This is a genomic window from Coprococcus sp. AM100_B19A (genome assembly GCF_027662015.1).
Lineage (GTDB): Bacteria > Bacillota > Clostridia > Lachnospirales > Lachnospiraceae > Allocoprococcus > Allocoprococcus comes.
This window is the reverse complement of record NZ_JAQDKN010000007.1, coordinates 157,186-170,820: the sequence shown is the minus strand read 5'-3', so window position 1 is coordinate 170,820 and position 13,635 is coordinate 157,186. Positions and strand designations below refer to the sequence as shown.

The 13,635-nt window shown below is 44.7% G+C and carries 13 protein-coding genes, 2 tRNA genes and 1 other RNA gene; 3 read left to right on the top strand and 13 right to left on the bottom strand.

Features of this window, described 5'->3' with window-relative positions; all coding sequences use genetic code 11:
* Positions 1-166: 166 nt before the first annotated feature.
* The 3 genes from PGQ33_RS09400 to PGQ33_RS09390 form a co-directional block, all read right to left on the bottom strand.
* A tRNA-Met gene (locus tag PGQ33_RS09400) sits at positions 167-240 on the bottom strand.
* 27 nt (positions 241-267) lie between these two features.
* Positions 268-340 (bottom strand) — tRNA-Val (locus PGQ33_RS09395).
* A 143-nt stretch (positions 341-483) separates the two neighbouring features.
* Entirely contained in the window at positions 484-1,026 is a 543-nt protein-coding gene (locus tag PGQ33_RS09390; protein WP_195509173.1) for a GNAT family N-acetyltransferase, read from the bottom strand.
* A gap of 314 nt (positions 1,027-1,340) precedes the next feature.
* Between PGQ33_RS09390 and PGQ33_RS09385 the strand changes: the two genes are divergently transcribed.
* Positions 1,341-2,615: a double-cubane-cluster-containing anaerobic reductase gene (locus tag PGQ33_RS09385; RefSeq protein ID WP_117557690.1), complete on the top strand. Its 1,275-nt coding sequence runs from the start codon at positions 1,341-1,343 to the stop codon at positions 2,613-2,615.
* A gap of 1 nt (position 2,616) precedes the next feature.
* Positions 2,617-2,895: a DUF3343 domain-containing protein gene (locus PGQ33_RS09380; protein ID WP_055156326.1), complete on the top strand. Its 279-nt coding sequence runs from the start codon at positions 2,617-2,619 to the stop codon at positions 2,893-2,895.
* 105 nt (positions 2,896-3,000) lie between these two features.
* Here PGQ33_RS09380 and ssrA read toward each other — a convergent pair.
* The 7 genes from ssrA to PGQ33_RS09345 form a co-directional block, all read right to left on the bottom strand.
* Positions 3,001-3,346, bottom strand: a transfer-messenger RNA (tmRNA) gene (gene ssrA, locus PGQ33_RS09375).
* Positions 3,347-3,501: 155 nt separating this feature from the next.
* The gene (locus PGQ33_RS09370) at positions 3,502-4,104 is read right to left on the bottom strand and encodes an ECF transporter S component (protein ID WP_044999095.1); all 603 of its coding nucleotides are present in this window, start codon (positions 4,102-4,104) and stop codon (positions 3,502-3,504) included.
* Positions 4,105-4,238: 134 nt separating this feature from the next.
* Positions 4,239-4,712, bottom strand: a complete 474-nt coding sequence (gene smpB / locus PGQ33_RS09365) for an SsrA-binding protein SmpB (protein ID WP_055156322.1) — start codon at positions 4,710-4,712, stop codon at positions 4,239-4,241.
* Entirely contained in the window at positions 4,705-6,855 is a 2,151-nt protein-coding gene (gene rnr / locus PGQ33_RS09360; protein WP_270205631.1) for a ribonuclease R, read from the bottom strand. Before rnr ends, smpB begins: the two co-directional genes overlap by 8 nt.
* A gap of 71 nt (positions 6,856-6,926) precedes the next feature.
* Positions 6,927-7,169 (bottom strand): preprotein translocase subunit SecG, encoded by a 243-nt coding sequence (secG, locus tag PGQ33_RS09355; RefSeq protein WP_008372776.1) that lies wholly within the window; start codon positions 7,167-7,169, stop codon positions 6,927-6,929.
* A gap of 89 nt (positions 7,170-7,258) precedes the next feature.
* Positions 7,259-8,449 carry a YncE family protein gene (locus tag PGQ33_RS09350; protein WP_117823475.1) on the bottom strand — a complete coding sequence of 397 codons (1,191 nt, stop codon included), beginning with the start codon at positions 8,447-8,449 and terminating at the stop codon, positions 7,259-7,261.
* Positions 8,442-9,317 carry a YitT family protein gene (locus PGQ33_RS09345; RefSeq protein ID WP_117823473.1) on the bottom strand — a complete coding sequence of 292 codons (876 nt, stop codon included), beginning with the start codon at positions 9,315-9,317 and terminating at the stop codon, positions 8,442-8,444. The genes PGQ33_RS09350 and PGQ33_RS09345 overlap by 8 nt, the downstream gene beginning before the upstream one ends.
* A gap of 194 nt (positions 9,318-9,511) precedes the next feature.
* Between PGQ33_RS09345 and PGQ33_RS09340 the strand changes: the two genes are divergently transcribed.
* Positions 9,512-10,231 (top strand): NAD-dependent protein deacylase, encoded by a 720-nt coding sequence (locus PGQ33_RS09340; protein ID WP_117823471.1) that lies wholly within the window; start codon positions 9,512-9,514, stop codon positions 10,229-10,231.
* A gap of 128 nt (positions 10,232-10,359) precedes the next feature.
* Here PGQ33_RS09340 and PGQ33_RS09335 read toward each other — a convergent pair whose 3' ends face one another.
* The 3 genes from PGQ33_RS09335 to PGQ33_RS09325 are packed head-to-tail and all read right to left on the bottom strand — an operon-like array spanning position 10,360 to position 13,627.
* A complete protein-coding gene (locus tag PGQ33_RS09335; RefSeq protein ID WP_117557686.1) occupies positions 10,360-10,800 on the bottom strand; it encodes a MarR family winged helix-turn-helix transcriptional regulator in 441 nt (146 codons plus the stop codon).
* 39 nt (positions 10,801-10,839) lie between these two features.
* Positions 10,840-11,910, bottom strand: coding sequence for an NAD(P)H-dependent flavin oxidoreductase (locus tag PGQ33_RS09330; protein WP_173825385.1), 1,071 nt, complete (start codon positions 11,908-11,910; stop codon positions 10,840-10,842).
* Between the two features lie 19 nt (positions 11,911-11,929).
* A complete protein-coding gene (locus PGQ33_RS09325; RefSeq protein WP_173825383.1) occupies positions 11,930-13,627 on the bottom strand; it encodes an acetyl-CoA carboxylase carboxyltransferase subunit alpha in 1,698 nt (565 codons plus the stop codon).
* Positions 13,628-13,635 lie beyond the last annotated feature (8 nt).

Genomic DNA, 13,635 nt, shown 5'->3' with positions numbered 1-13,635 from the left:
GTGACACCCGTCTTCATACAACTGGCACTCAAACTTATTTGTTGCAGAGATGTGATGTGTGGGAGCCATTAGCTATCATATATGTAAAAGTTTCAAGACATTGGACAATGTAAACATACCGTTTTTCCATGCAAAAAGAAGTCCCAAACAAGGACTCCTTCTTTAGTAGCGGGAACTGGATTTGAACCAGCGACACCGCGGGTATGAACCGCGTGCTCTAGCCAACTGAGCTATCCCGCCATATGAAATTCACAACTTATGTTGTAATGGGACCAATAGGGCTCGAACCTATGACCCTCTGCTTGTAAGGCAGATGCTCTCCCAGCTGAGCTATGATCCCTCATCACATTTATGCGACTTGTTTAGTCTACTATTATTTTCTACAAATGTCAATACTTTTTTCAGTTTTTTTACAGATTTTTTTTACAGATTTTCTCTTTTTCCGTCAGCATATCTCCCCCTTACTTCCTGCTTTCCAGACCATTACCTGTAGATTTCTTCCCAATGCTCTTTTGTCATAACATTCGTATGTTCAACCCGCACCTCATGTAAAAGCGGCACAGGAACTTCATTACAGGTATGATGATAAACAAATCCCAGCTTTTCCTGCACTCTTTTTGATTTCAGATTGCCATCATAATAAGCGCACCAGATTGTTGTCATGCCAAGATCTTCAAATCCATGTCTCAATAACTCTCTAGAAGCTTCCGGCATATAGCCTCTTCCCCAGAATGGCTGTCCAAGCCAATATCCAAGCTCGCACTCATCGTCACGCTTTGTTTTATTCGTGTATCCATTCAGTTTCAGTTCCACAGCACCTATCGCAATATTATTTTCCTTTTCACAGATTGCGTAGCACTCTGCTCCATCAAATACATTTTTGATGACAGCTCTGCTTTCCTCCACACTCTTATGCGGCGGCCATCCTGCAGCAGGTCCGATCTCCGGATCTTTTGCGTATTCAAACAGACTTTCCGCATCTTCCTCTGTCCATTTTCTCAGTATTAATCTTTCGGTCTCCAGCATACTCTTCCACCTCAGTCTTGATATTTAAATTTTTAATAAATTTGTTTTCTTCAAATTCTATTCTATACGTTAATCTGCTGTCTCAGTATATCATAAGGATTTTATAGTTTCAACATTCCACATTTGCATGGTTATACGTAAAACGTATTTCAATAATTCATTTTTTCTATATATCGTCCTATTTATAGTTATTTTACACATTTCACCATATGCATTGACTAACTCATTCGTCATTTTGTACAATATTTTATATGGATAGCGACAAAATATATGGATACTAACAAATCGTCATTGTATAAAAGGAGGAAATGAAAATGGCTGATTATGAAAAAATGTGGGAAGACCTTGGGATGGATGTCAAAAATCATGACAATCTCTGTCAGGTTCTTCCGACAGCAGTTGGGGATGTATTTATGACACAGGAAAACCGCCCGAAGGCAATGGACTTCTGGGATATGGTCATCGCTGAGGTGCACGGTATCCGCCCGGCCGAACTCATTGAAGAGCAGAAAAAAGGACGCAAGGTATTCGGAACCTTCTGCGTATATGTACCGGATGAAGTAATTATCGCTGCAAATGGTATCGTAACAGGACTTTGCGGTGGATCACAGTTCTGGGTTCCGGACGGCGAAAAAGTCCTTCCGAAAAATGTCTGTCCGCTTGTAAAAGCTTCTGTAGGAGCAAGACTTGGACGTACCTGTCCGTTCTTCCGTATCGCAGATATGTATGTCGGGGAAACTACCTGCGATGGCAAGAAGAAAGCTTACGAGATTCTCGGGAAAGACGTTCCAATGCATATTATGGACGTTCCACAGATGAAGCGTGAGAAAGATATTATCAAATGGAAAGAAGAAATTACAGATTTTGCAAAGATTGTAGAAGAATTCACCGGAAACGAAATTACACCGGAAAAGCTTGCAGAAGCGATCAGTATCTGCAATGAGAAGCGTAAAGCTCTTCAGAGAGTTTATGACTGCAGAAAATCAAAATGTCTGCCAATTTCCGGACGAGATGCTCTGCTCATGACCCAGATTTCCTTCTTCGATGATCCGGTACGTTGCGCCCAGATGTGTAACCGTCTGGCTGACGAACTGGAACAGCGAATCAAAGATGGCGTATCCGTTGTACCGGAGGGTACAAAACGTATCCTGATCACAGGAACACCTCTTGCAGTTCCGAACTGGAAATTACATAACATCATCGAGACAAGCGGCGCTGCTGTTGTCTGCGAAGAGATGTGTACAGGAACAAGATATTTTGAAAATCTTGTAGACGAATCCGGTGAAACGCTGGATGAACAGTTCATGAATCTGTCCAAACGTTACATGAAGACAAACTGTGCATGCTTCACACCAAATACCGGACGTATCGACGATATTCTCCGTATGGTAGACGAATATCAGGTAGATGGCGTCATCGACTGCAGTCTGATGTTCTGCTGCCTGTATGACACAGAAAAGCTTGCAGTTTCAGAAGCACTGAAGGCGAAAAATATTCCGGTACTCTCTCTGGAAACAGATTACACCGATAAAGATGCTGAACAGCTTCGTACAAGAATCGGAGCATTTGTGGAGATGCTGAATCAGTAAAATGGAAGAAAAAAATAAACATATCCGCTATTATATTCTCTTTGACAATCACACACAGGGCATGATGCTCCATGAGCTTCTGGATAAGCAAGGTCTTCCTAACCGGATTGCACCTGCCCCACGTGACACTGACGGCAAAGCAGCCTGCGGGATGGCGCTTCTGATCCATCCGGATGACATTGATGCAGTCAGGACATGCATCGAAGAGAATCATGCGGAATATGTAAACATCGTTCCATTGGAAAATCAGTTGCAGAAAAAGAGAGACCGATATTGTTAAATGCAGAGTGTATGATAAATGAGGAGAAAGCGAAAAGCTCTCTCCTCATTTTGACTCATCATATTCAAAAACCGCTGAATCATCTCATTTTCAGCGGTTTTACAGGTATGGACCTGAGGGGAATCGAACCCCTGTCCGAAAGCTCTTCCATAAAGGCATCTCCCATCACAGTCATTCTTTTGACATTCCCTCCATAAGCCGCCGAACAACAGGCTACTTACTTTAGTAGCTTCATAAATTCTTCCATTCCCTCAAAGCTTTGGAAACGAAGTGCCTCATCTGGTCGAAGCCGGTTACTTAAGCGATGAGAGACTCAAGACCGACTGCTGCAACTAGGCAGCGTACGCTAAATTTTCGTCTGCGTTTATATTTAGTTGGAACTTTTAACGTAGTGTCCCGCTACGGATGGCTTCCTTGACTTCCGTGCCCCCGTCGAAACCAGTACAAGCCCTGGTTCTTGGAAGCCGTATCATCAAAAATACGCTTCTGCAAACAAGATCCGTTCAGAAGTCAGCCTTCTGCTCTCCCATTTGCTCTATATATTATATGCGGACATCCAGGCTCATGTCAAGGCATCTCCGCATATAATTTACTCACTCTGTCATTTTACGCTTCTTTTGTCTTTCCCACTTCCAGCATTCCGCTCTTTGCAAGTGCCGGTCTCAGCGCATTGTAGATGATCACTACAACAATCGTAGAAAGAATCGCATTTACAAAGGTAGCAGCTGCGCTCCACTTTGCAAGAACCTCTGCCATCTGCTGCGGCTGTCCCAGAATGTACTGTTTGTAAAAGTATCCGACGATCGGATCTGCAATAACATTAAATGCAAGTCCGGCAACAGAAGCCAGCAGGCTCCATTTGAAAATGTATTTCTTGTCGGTGCTTTCATTGATCTTTGCGATCTTATGCGCTACAAGTCCTGTGATCAGTCCGATGCAGAGCTTCAGGATAAATGTCTTCGGTGCTCCGGTAATATAGATCGGATCCATCACATCCGCGATTCCCATTCCGATCGCTCCTGCAAGTCCGCCGTACCAGCCGCCCAAAAGAAGTGCGGCAAGCACACAGAACGCATTTCCAAGGTGGATTGATGTTGCATCTCCTCCCGGCATCGGTATTTTAATCTGCAGATACGTAAAGATTACGTAGCAAAGTGCAGCAAACAGCGCTGTCTGTGCAATTTTCATAACGGTTGAATTTGTTTTCATAGTCTGTCCCATCCTTTCTTATTCCTTTTGAAACACTATAGTACATTGATTCATCAGGTTATTGAACATTGTACCGCGTCACTGTCTCTGTAAAAATATACAATTTTCACTTTTTTCAAGGGGACAGTTTTGTTTTATCCGAAATTGCGGATCTTGAATTCTCTTTCTGCCTCACGCTTCTGGTCTTTTTTCGCGATATCATCACGCTTATCATATAGTTTTTTACCTTTTGCCAGTCCGATCTCTACCTTGACAAGACTCTTGCTGAAATACACCTTCAGTGGCACGATCGCCATTCCTTTTTCCTTGGTCTTGCCGATCAGTTTGTTGATCTCCGATTTGTGAAGAAGGAGCTTTCTCACACGCAGAGGATCTTTATTGAAAATATTTCCCTTTTCGTATGGGCTGATATGCATTCCATAGATGAACACTTCCCCATCCTCAATACGGATAAAGGATTCTTTGATGCTGCATTTTCCCATGCGGAGGGATTTTACTTCCGTACCTGCAAGTGCAATTCCCGCCTCATAAGTATCCAGGATAAAATAGTCATGATACGCTTTTTTATTGTTCGCAATCATCTTGCCCTGCGCTTTTGCCTTAGCCATCTTCTCTCTCCTCTTTTCTTTCCTTTACAAGTCTAAAATCAATGGTTCTTGATATCTCATCACAATCGATCATCTTCACACGCACCTTCTGCCCCAGCTTATAGGTCTTTCTGATATGGGAACCGATCATCTGATAATGTTCTTCGTCGTAATCATAATGATCGTCCGTCATATTGGTAACATGTACCAGCCCTTCTACGGTATTCGGAAGCTCTACATAGATTCCCCACTTTGTGATACCCGAAATAACTCCTTCAAATTCCTGTCCGAAGAAATTCCGCATATACTGTACCTTCTTCAGCTTCAGCGTCTCTCTCTCTGCCTCATCCGCACGGCGCTCTAAGGAGCTTGTCTCCATCGCCACCTCCGGCAGGATTTTTTCATAATGATTCCTCTTTGCATCGTTCATCCTGCCTCGAAGATTATCTTTGATGATCCGGTGGATCTGCAGATCCGGATAGCGCCGGATCGGTGAAGTAAAATGCGTATAATACTGGGTCGCAAGTCCGAAATGTCCGTCATTATCCGGCGAATATCTCGCCTGCTTCATCGAACGGAGTGCAAGCCTTGAGATCATGGCTTCTTCCGGAGTCCCCTCGATCTTATCCAGAAGCTTCTGGACTTCCTTTGGACGGATCTCCTGTCCTCCCTGCATATGCATGGTATATCCGAAATTCTGCAAAAATGTCACAAGTTTCTTCATCTTATCATCATCCGGTGTTTCATGCACACGGTATAAGAATGGAATCTCCTGCCAGAAATAATCCTCTGCAACCGTCTCATTTGCAACAAGCATAAAATCCTCGATGATCTTCGTTGCCACGTTGCGGTCGTAAGCCTTAATATCCACCGGCTCACCGCTTTCATTTAAAATAATCTTTGCCTCCGGAAAATCAAAGTCGATTGCCCCTCTTCTGTGGCGTCTTTCTCTCAAAATGTGTGACAGTTCTTTCATCAGCTCAAACATCGAGATCAGATCATGATATCGCTCGCATTCTGCCTCATCCCGATCCTCAAGAATCTTTTTCACACTGGTATAGCTCATGCGTTCATCCACATTTACCACAGTTTCTGCAATCTGGTGATCGATTACATTTCCCTTCGCATCAATGGTCATGATACAGCTCAGTGCCAGCCGGTCCTCGCCTGCGTTTAATGAACACATTCCATTAGACAGAACTCTTGGCAGCATCGGGATCACACGGTCTGCCAGATAAACACTGGTACCTCTTTTCAGTGCTTCCCGGTCAAGGGCGCTGTTCTCCTGCACATAATTGGTCACATCAGCGATATGCACACCCAGAATATAACGGTCTCCCTCTTTTGTCAGAGTGATCGCATCATCCAGATCCTTCGCATCCTCGCCGTCGATCGTCACGGTCTGCCAGCTCCGCACGTCTTTCCGTCCTGCCATATCAGCGGTCGTCACTGCTTTTGCCACACGCTCTGCCTGATTCAATACCTTCTCCGGAAATTCGGTTGGCAGATCATATCCTTTGACAATCGACAAAATATCAACTCCCGGATCGGTCACATGTCCCAGGATCTCTACGATCTTTCCTTCTGGCTTCTTTCCATTCTCCCCATAAGAGGTCAGCTCGACCACAACCTTATGCCCGGTCACAGCTCCTTTAGAACGCTCTGCCGGTACGAAGATATCCTGCAGGAAACGCTCATTATCCGGCACAACGAATCCGAAATTCTTCCGGCTCTGATAATAGCCGACGATCCGCTGGATTCCCCTCTGTACGATCTTCGTGATCTTTCCTTCTCTTCGCTTTCCTTCCGGTGCTTTGGTGATGACAACCTCTACCTCATCTCCCTGCATGGCACCGTTCATATCATCTTCAGAGATAAAGATATCTTCACTCTCACCTTCCACAGTAACAAAGCCGAAGCCTCTCGCATTTGCCTGGAACATTCCCCGCAGCTGCTTTGCCTCACCTTTGATGTATTTTCCTTTCTGTGTGACATGTACCCTGCCTTCCTTTTCCAGGCTGTCCATGACAGCTTTGAGTTCCCCTTTCTGATCTTTCGGAACCTGAAGCAGCATCGACAGCTCTTTCAGCTTCATCGGCACATAAAATTCATCACAGATAAATTCATAAATAATTTTCTTTCTTTTTTCAAATAATTCGTCCATCTCTTCTCCTGTCAAAAAAGGAACACCCTATAGATACTATAGAGTGTTCCTCATCTTCTTTCAATCATTCGTTATGCAAAAACTTTCAGGTTCAAGACTGCTGCAAGTACGATAAACAGAATTGCTAAAAACTTGGTAGACTTAACAAGTGCGCCTTCCATAGAACGTCCTTTGTTCTGTCCCCAATAAGAATCTGCCATACCTGCGATTGTTCCAAGACCTGCTGACTTACCTTCCTGCATCAATACGATTACTGTCAATGCGATACAATCTATTGCAAATAAAATTAAAAGTACTGTTTTTAAAATTTCCATTACTAATCACACCTCCTGATGTTTGAACCACTCATGTATTTTACCATAAATCTACTTCCGATTCAAGCAAATTTCATGGATTTCAGTCTTTATTTTACCAGTTTGCTTCCTTTCAGCTTCACAACCCGGTCAATCCGGTTAATGGATGACATCCGGTAGGCATAAGCCCCCGACTCAAAAAGTGCATAAATGCTGCCACCATCCTGATAGATCTGTTCCAGTCTCTCTGGAAACTTGATCGTCTTATAAGCTTCGGAAGTTGACAAGATTCCATATCTGGAATAGTTGAAGATCTGTACCTCCGATGGCAGGATTCCCCAGGATCTGGTAAGCAGGATCTTATTGTTGTAAAATGCCATTCCCTGCACCTTACCAGAAATTACCTGCATACTGACCGCATAGGCAACCGGATCCGTCACGCCGACCGTCCGTTTCAGGTTCATATCTTCTTTTTCATACAAGGTACCGTCTGCATTGATCAGATATTTTTCAATGACACTGGCATTATCCTGTGTAAAGAATCCGACAAACAATGCACCGTCATGATACGTCATAAATGATGCCCGCTTGATCTTGTAAAGATTGTAAGACATATCGAATTCAATCGGATGATACCCATCATCAAAGGAATAGTTCTCCAGATGGGACAGCGTGATCGCATTTGCCTGCGCCCAAGTGGAACCCTGTCCTGTCACCCACAGGATCTGGTTCATCGTATCGTATGCCATTCCGCCCACATGTGCTTTGGTGTTCAGCACAATCTCTTTCACAAACCGTCTGCTTTCTTTGTCGATCACATAGATCACCGAATCATGTGCCTTTGTCTTACAATAAGCACTGACCAGAATATAATCCTCTGTAATTGCAAGTCCCTGTGGTGTCATGGATGTGCAAACTTCTGCTTCTCCGTCCCCTTTTACTTTCAGCGTTCTTGTTGACTTCAGACCAGGCACAACATAAGTCCCGTAGTAATTGTCTACTTCAGCTTCATCGCAGGCGTACTTATAAACAGTCTGGTTACGCTTCAGCGTTTTCAGATACTGCTCCATCGTGTAAACGGAATCCGTATTCGTCACCTTCCGGTTAGTTTCCGGCTCCATCTCGGTTCTGTACTGGAATGCGTAATACCAGTAGCTTCCTCCGATGATTCCCACAACCAGTAGAATACTGATGATACTGCGGATATGTCCAAGCATGGTCTTCTTTTTCCGGACCTTTTTCTTCTTTGCTTTTTTCTCTTCCTGTCTTACTTCCTCATTCTCAAGCTCTTGTTTATTCATTCATGCCCACTTCGTTTTTATATACTTTCTGTGTTGAAAATCCCCGTCCTCTGACCTCATTTACATTGCCAATGATCATAAATGCGTGCGGATCTATCTCCTGCACGATCTGGTTCAGCCGCATCAGTTCACGGTTAGATACAACGGTAAGGATCATCGGCTGATCCTTTCTCAAATAACCGGTCTGCGTGTAGACCAGTGTAGTTCCTCGGTCAAGCTTCTCCTGGATCAGATGGTTCAGCTTCTCATACTCTCCGGAAATGATCTTGACCTGTGTTCTGGTCGATCCCATCAGAAGCACTTTATCCAGCATCACCGTGTAAATCAGTACCAGAAGGATACCATAGATGACCTCTTCTTTATTGGTAAATACCATCTGGAAGATCAGAATTGCAAAATCAAATACATAAAGCATAACAGATACCGGAAGCCCGAATTTCTTATTCAATACCAGCGGTGGGATATCCATACCTCCTGTTGATGCTCCGCATCTTATAACAACTCCGATTCCAAGTCCGATCATCAGACCTCCACAGATCGTTGAAAGCATCTTATCGTCTGTGACGTTCTGTAATACCGGAACATTCTCCAGTATTCCCAGAATGATCGGATAATAAAACGTACTAACCAGTGTAGTAAGTGCAAATTTCATACCAAGCACTGCCGCCCCCAGAAGAAACATCAGTGTGTTGAAGATCAGTACAAATGTATGAATCTGTAATCCGAAATAATGGTTTACGGCAATTCCAAGCCCCGTGGTCCCTCCAGTAATGATATCATTCGGCAGGATAAACATTACAATTGCAAGTGCATATACTGTATTCCCAAATAAAATCAGGCACAGATTCCTCATGTTTGACATTTTCATATTACGCTCTCCTTGACATATGTATTTTGTCTGCAGATTTCCCCAATTTTCCGCAACCCAATACTTTATAGTATACTCGGTGCATGTTTTGTGGACAAGGAATTTTTTTATTTTATTCTCTTTTTTCGTTTCATTTGGTATACTGTGATTAAAAAGACAGGTTTTGATTTTCCAGGAAAAGAGGTTAGCAAGTTATGGACAAGATCAGACAGTTACAGGACATGATTAACGAGAGCAACCGAATCGTCTTTTTCGGCGGTGCCGGCGTCTCTACCGAGAGTAATATTCCGGACTTCAGGAGTGCAGACGGACTCTACAAACAAAAGTACCGCTACTCACCGGAGCAGATTGTAAGCCACAGCTTTTTCATGCAGCATACGGAAGAATTTTATGATTTTTATAAAGAGAAAATGATGTTCCTTGATGCGAAACCAAATAAAGCACATCTGAAGCTTGCCGAGCTGGAAGCCGCCGGAAAGCTGACCGCCGTTATCACACAGAATATCGACGGACTCCACCAGGCTGCCGGAAGCAAAAATGTACTGGAGCTTCATGGAAGTATCCACCGCAATTACTGCATGCGTTGCAAAAAGCAGTACAGTGCACGTTTTGTAAAAGAATCGAAAGGAATCCCAACCTGCGACTGCGGCGGAACTATCCGCCCGGATGTAGTTCTCTACGAAGAAGGACTGGATAATCAGATTATCCAGAAAAGTATCCGCGCCATCTCAGAAGCAGATATGCTGATCATCGGCGGTACTTCTCTTGTAGTCTACCCTGCTGCCGGATTTATCGATTATTTCCACGGCAAATATCTGATACTCATCAACAAGGATGCAACTGCCCGTGATGTAGGCGCAACCCTGACGATCCATGAGCCGATTGGAGAAGTATTAGACCGAATCCATGTATAGCCGGAGAATCCAGGAAATATCCGCTATACCCGTAATCTGTAATTTTCCGGACAACATGCCATTTTCATGTAGTCTAAAAATCCTCTGCCAGCTCTTTCTATCAAAAGAGTGACAGAGGATTTTTCATTTTAACCGTTATACGTCTTAAAAAACTGATACAGATTGTCCAGTGCCTTTGTCAGAACCGGGATCTCTTCTTCATCCAGCGTCTCAACAACAGCTTCTACCATCTTCTTATGAAAATTCGCATGATGATGATATGCCTTCTCCCCTTTTTCCGTCAGCTTGATATTGACGATCCGGCGGTCTTCCTCACTCCGGTGGCGGACCGCATACTTTTTATTGACCAGACTGTTCATCGAAGTCGTCAGAGATCCTACGGTAATCCCAAGCTTCTTTGCGATCGTAGACATATTATTCCCGTCACCCAGACCGACCGCCTCAATGATATGCATATCATTGTTCGTCAGATCCTTAAACTCTTCTGTGATCACTGCTTTTTCTTCCAGTCCCCATATATCATTAAAAAGATGTACCAATATCTTATTGATGCTTTCGTATGCGTCCAATTCCCCTTCTTCTCCTTGCTGTGTCTTTTTCTAGTTCAATTATACACAGTCACCTAACAAAGAATCAATCACTTCTTTCACAGTTTCTATTTTTTCTGCTTTCCACACATCCGCTCCGCAGAACAGAAGTGCCTCCCCAATCTCACCTTTTGCCGCTTTGATTAGTGCTTCCGTGATACAGTATGGCACTTCCGCCGGGTTACAGTTTTTCAGACACCCAAGACATCTCTTAGGCTTCACCCTCTCTCCTGCCATTACATGACTGATAAATGGATTCTTAATTGCCCTTCCCGGCATTCCAACCGGACTTTTCACCAGAATGACATCCTCTTTCTTCGCATTCAGATAACTCTGCTTATAACTGAGATCTGCATCGCACTCCCAGGTCGTGACAAATCTTGTTGCCACCTGGACCGCATCTGCTCCTAATGAAAAGGCATGCTCTGCCGCATCTTTATCCGAAATTCCTCCGGCTACTGCCACCGGGATATGCACCTGATATTTTTGAGCGTACTTTCTGACCACTGCCATGATCCTCTCGATTTCATTATCATAACTTTCCTGTGTGTAAGTTTCCAGCTGCTCCCGGTCGAACCCCAGATGTCCTCCGGCTTTGGGTCCCTCGATCACAACCAGGTCTGCGGTCCTGGAAAATTTTTTATCCCAGTATTTTAAGATAACTTTCGCCGATTTTTCGGTCGATACGATCGGAGCGATCTTGGTACTGCTGCTCTCCACAAGTCCCGGCAGCTCGATCGGAAGCCCTGCCCCGGATACGATCAGATCTGCTCCGGCATCCACTGCTGCTTTCACATGTTCATCATAATCCTTCAACGCAACCATGATATTAAATCCGATCACGCCATCCGGAGCCGTCTCTCTTGCTCTTTGGAATTCAGATCCAATTGCGCGGATATTTGCCGCCCTTGTATTCGTTTCAAAATCCGGTTCACGAAATCCGATCTGTGCGGTTGAGATGATCCCGACTCCACCTTCTTTTGCAACCGCTCCGGCAAGCTGCCCAAGGCTCACACCGACTCCCATTCCCCCTTGAATGACCGGTCTTTTTACTTTCAATTCACCAATCACAAGTTCCGGTAATCCTTTCATTTTTCTTCTCCTCTTTCTACTACATCCTGCGGAATCTGTTATACCGCTTTTCGGTAAGTTCTTCCTTTGTCATTGCACCATATTTTTTCAAAAAAATACTGATATAATCATCCATCGGATCTGTCACTTCTGTAAATGTTTCCAGATTGAAGTTTTCCGGCTCCGGAATCACCCGTTCTACAATACCGGCTTTCAGGAGATGATCTGCTGTCAGCCTCATCACACCTGCCGCCTCTTTTGCGCGGCTGCTGTCCTTCCACAGGATACTTGCAAATCCTTCCGGCGAAAGAATGGAGTAAATCGAATTTTCAAGAAGCCACACTTCATCTGAAGTTGCCATCGCAAGAGCCCCCCCGCTTCCACCTTCTCCGATCACAACAGACAGGATCGGAACCTGAAGATTTGACATTTCAAATAAATTTCTTGCGATTGCCTCACCCTGTCCTCTCTCTTCTGCTTCCAGCCCGCAGAACGCTCCCGGCGTATCTACAAAACAGATGACCGGACGGTTAAATTTCTCTGCCTGTTTCATCAGACGAAGGGCTTTGCGGTATCCGTCCGGTGACGGCATCCCAAAGTTACGCTCGATATTTTCTTTTGTCGTGCGGCCCTTTGCCTGCGCGATCACCGTCACCGGCATTCCGTGAAATCTTGCAATCCCGCCAATGATCGCCTTATCATCCTGGTAATAACGGTCTCCATGAAATTCCATAAAATCTGTAAACAATTCTTCAATGTACTCCGCACCGACCGGACGAGCCTTGTCTCTGGATAACTGCACCCGTTCCCATGGCGTCAGATTCTTCTGTACCGCCTGTGTTTCCTTTTCTTCTACTTCCGGCAAATCGTATGTCCTCTGCTTATGCATTGCTACAATTTCCGCCAGTGTCTCCCTGAGACGCGGACGCTCCACAATCCGATCCACAAATCCGTGCTCCTGAAGAAATTCTGCCCTCTGGAATCCTTTCGGAAGCTTCTGCCCTATGGTCTGTTCAATCACACGCGGACCCGCAAAACCGATCAGCGCCCCCGGCTCGGCAAGAATGATATCTCCAAGCATGGCAAAACTTGCCGTTACCCCGCCGGTTGTCGGATCAGTCAGCACACTTACATATAAACAGCCTGCATCATGGTGTCTTTTCAGTGCCGCCGAAGTCTTTGCCATCTGCATCAGAGAGTGGATCCCCTCCTGCATTCTGGCACCTCCGGAACAGGCAAATATGATAATCGGAAGTCTCTCACCGGTTGCCTTTTCTACTGCACGAGTAATTTTTTCGCCAACCACCTTTCCCATGCTCGCCATCATAAACCGCCCGTCACAGACTGCAAGAACTACTTCATTTCCCGCGATCCTCGCTTTTCCGGTTACAACCGCCTCATCAAGCCCGGTCTTTTCCTGCAGTGCTTCTACCTTTTCTTCATAGCCTTTATAATGCAGCGGATTTCCCGAAGTAAGTCCCTTGTCCCACTCTTCAAAGGTATCCGCATCTGCTACCATTTCAATCCGGCGCATCGCATGCACACGGAAATAATTTTGACATTTTGGACAGATATAATACCCCTTCTTCACATCCTCTGTCAGAATGGCAGATTTGCAAACGTTACATTTTTTCAGAAGTCCCTCCGGAACCTCCGGTGCCATATGGGCAGGCTTTCCTTCGCCAAGAGATATATACCCTCTTCTGCTTGTTTTCTTGAACATATTTGACAGTTTCAAATTGCTTT

Coding starts and splice junctions, on each gene's coding strand:
- PGQ33_RS09350 (WP_117823475.1), bottom strand. CDS start 8,449: ATGAATAAACAAGAGCTTGAGAATGAGGAAGTAAGACAGGAAGAGAAA.
- secG (WP_008372776.1), bottom strand. CDS start 7,169: ATGGAAATTTTAAAAACAGTACTTTTAATTTTATTTGCAATAGATTGT.
- PGQ33_RS09340 (WP_117823471.1), top strand. CDS start 9,512: ATGGACAAGATCAGACAGTTACAGGACATGATTAACGAGAGCAACCGA.
- PGQ33_RS09385 (WP_117557690.1), top strand. CDS start 1,341: ATGGCTGATTATGAAAAAATGTGGGAAGACCTTGGGATGGATGTCAAA.
- PGQ33_RS09330 (WP_173825385.1), bottom strand. CDS start 11,910: ATGAAAGGATTACCGGAACTTGTGATTGGTGAATTGAAAGTAAAAAGA.
- PGQ33_RS09345 (WP_117823473.1), bottom strand. CDS start 9,317: ATGAAAATGTCAAACATGAGGAATCTGTGCCTGATTTTATTTGGGAAT.
- smpB (WP_055156322.1), bottom strand. CDS start 4,712: ATGGCTAAGGCAAAAGCGCAGGGCAAGATGATTGCGAACAATAAAAAA.
- PGQ33_RS09390 (WP_195509173.1), bottom strand. CDS start 1,026: ATGCTGGAGACCGAAAGATTAATACTGAGAAAATGGACAGAGGAAGAT.
- PGQ33_RS09370 (WP_044999095.1), bottom strand. CDS start 4,104: ATGAAAACAAATTCAACCGTTATGAAAATTGCACAGACAGCGCTGTTT.
- PGQ33_RS09380 (WP_055156326.1), top strand. CDS start 2,617: ATGGAAGAAAAAAATAAACATATCCGCTATTATATTCTCTTTGACAAT.
- rnr (WP_270205631.1), bottom strand. CDS start 6,855: ATGGACGAATTATTTGAAAAAAGAAAGAAAATTATTTATGAATTTATC.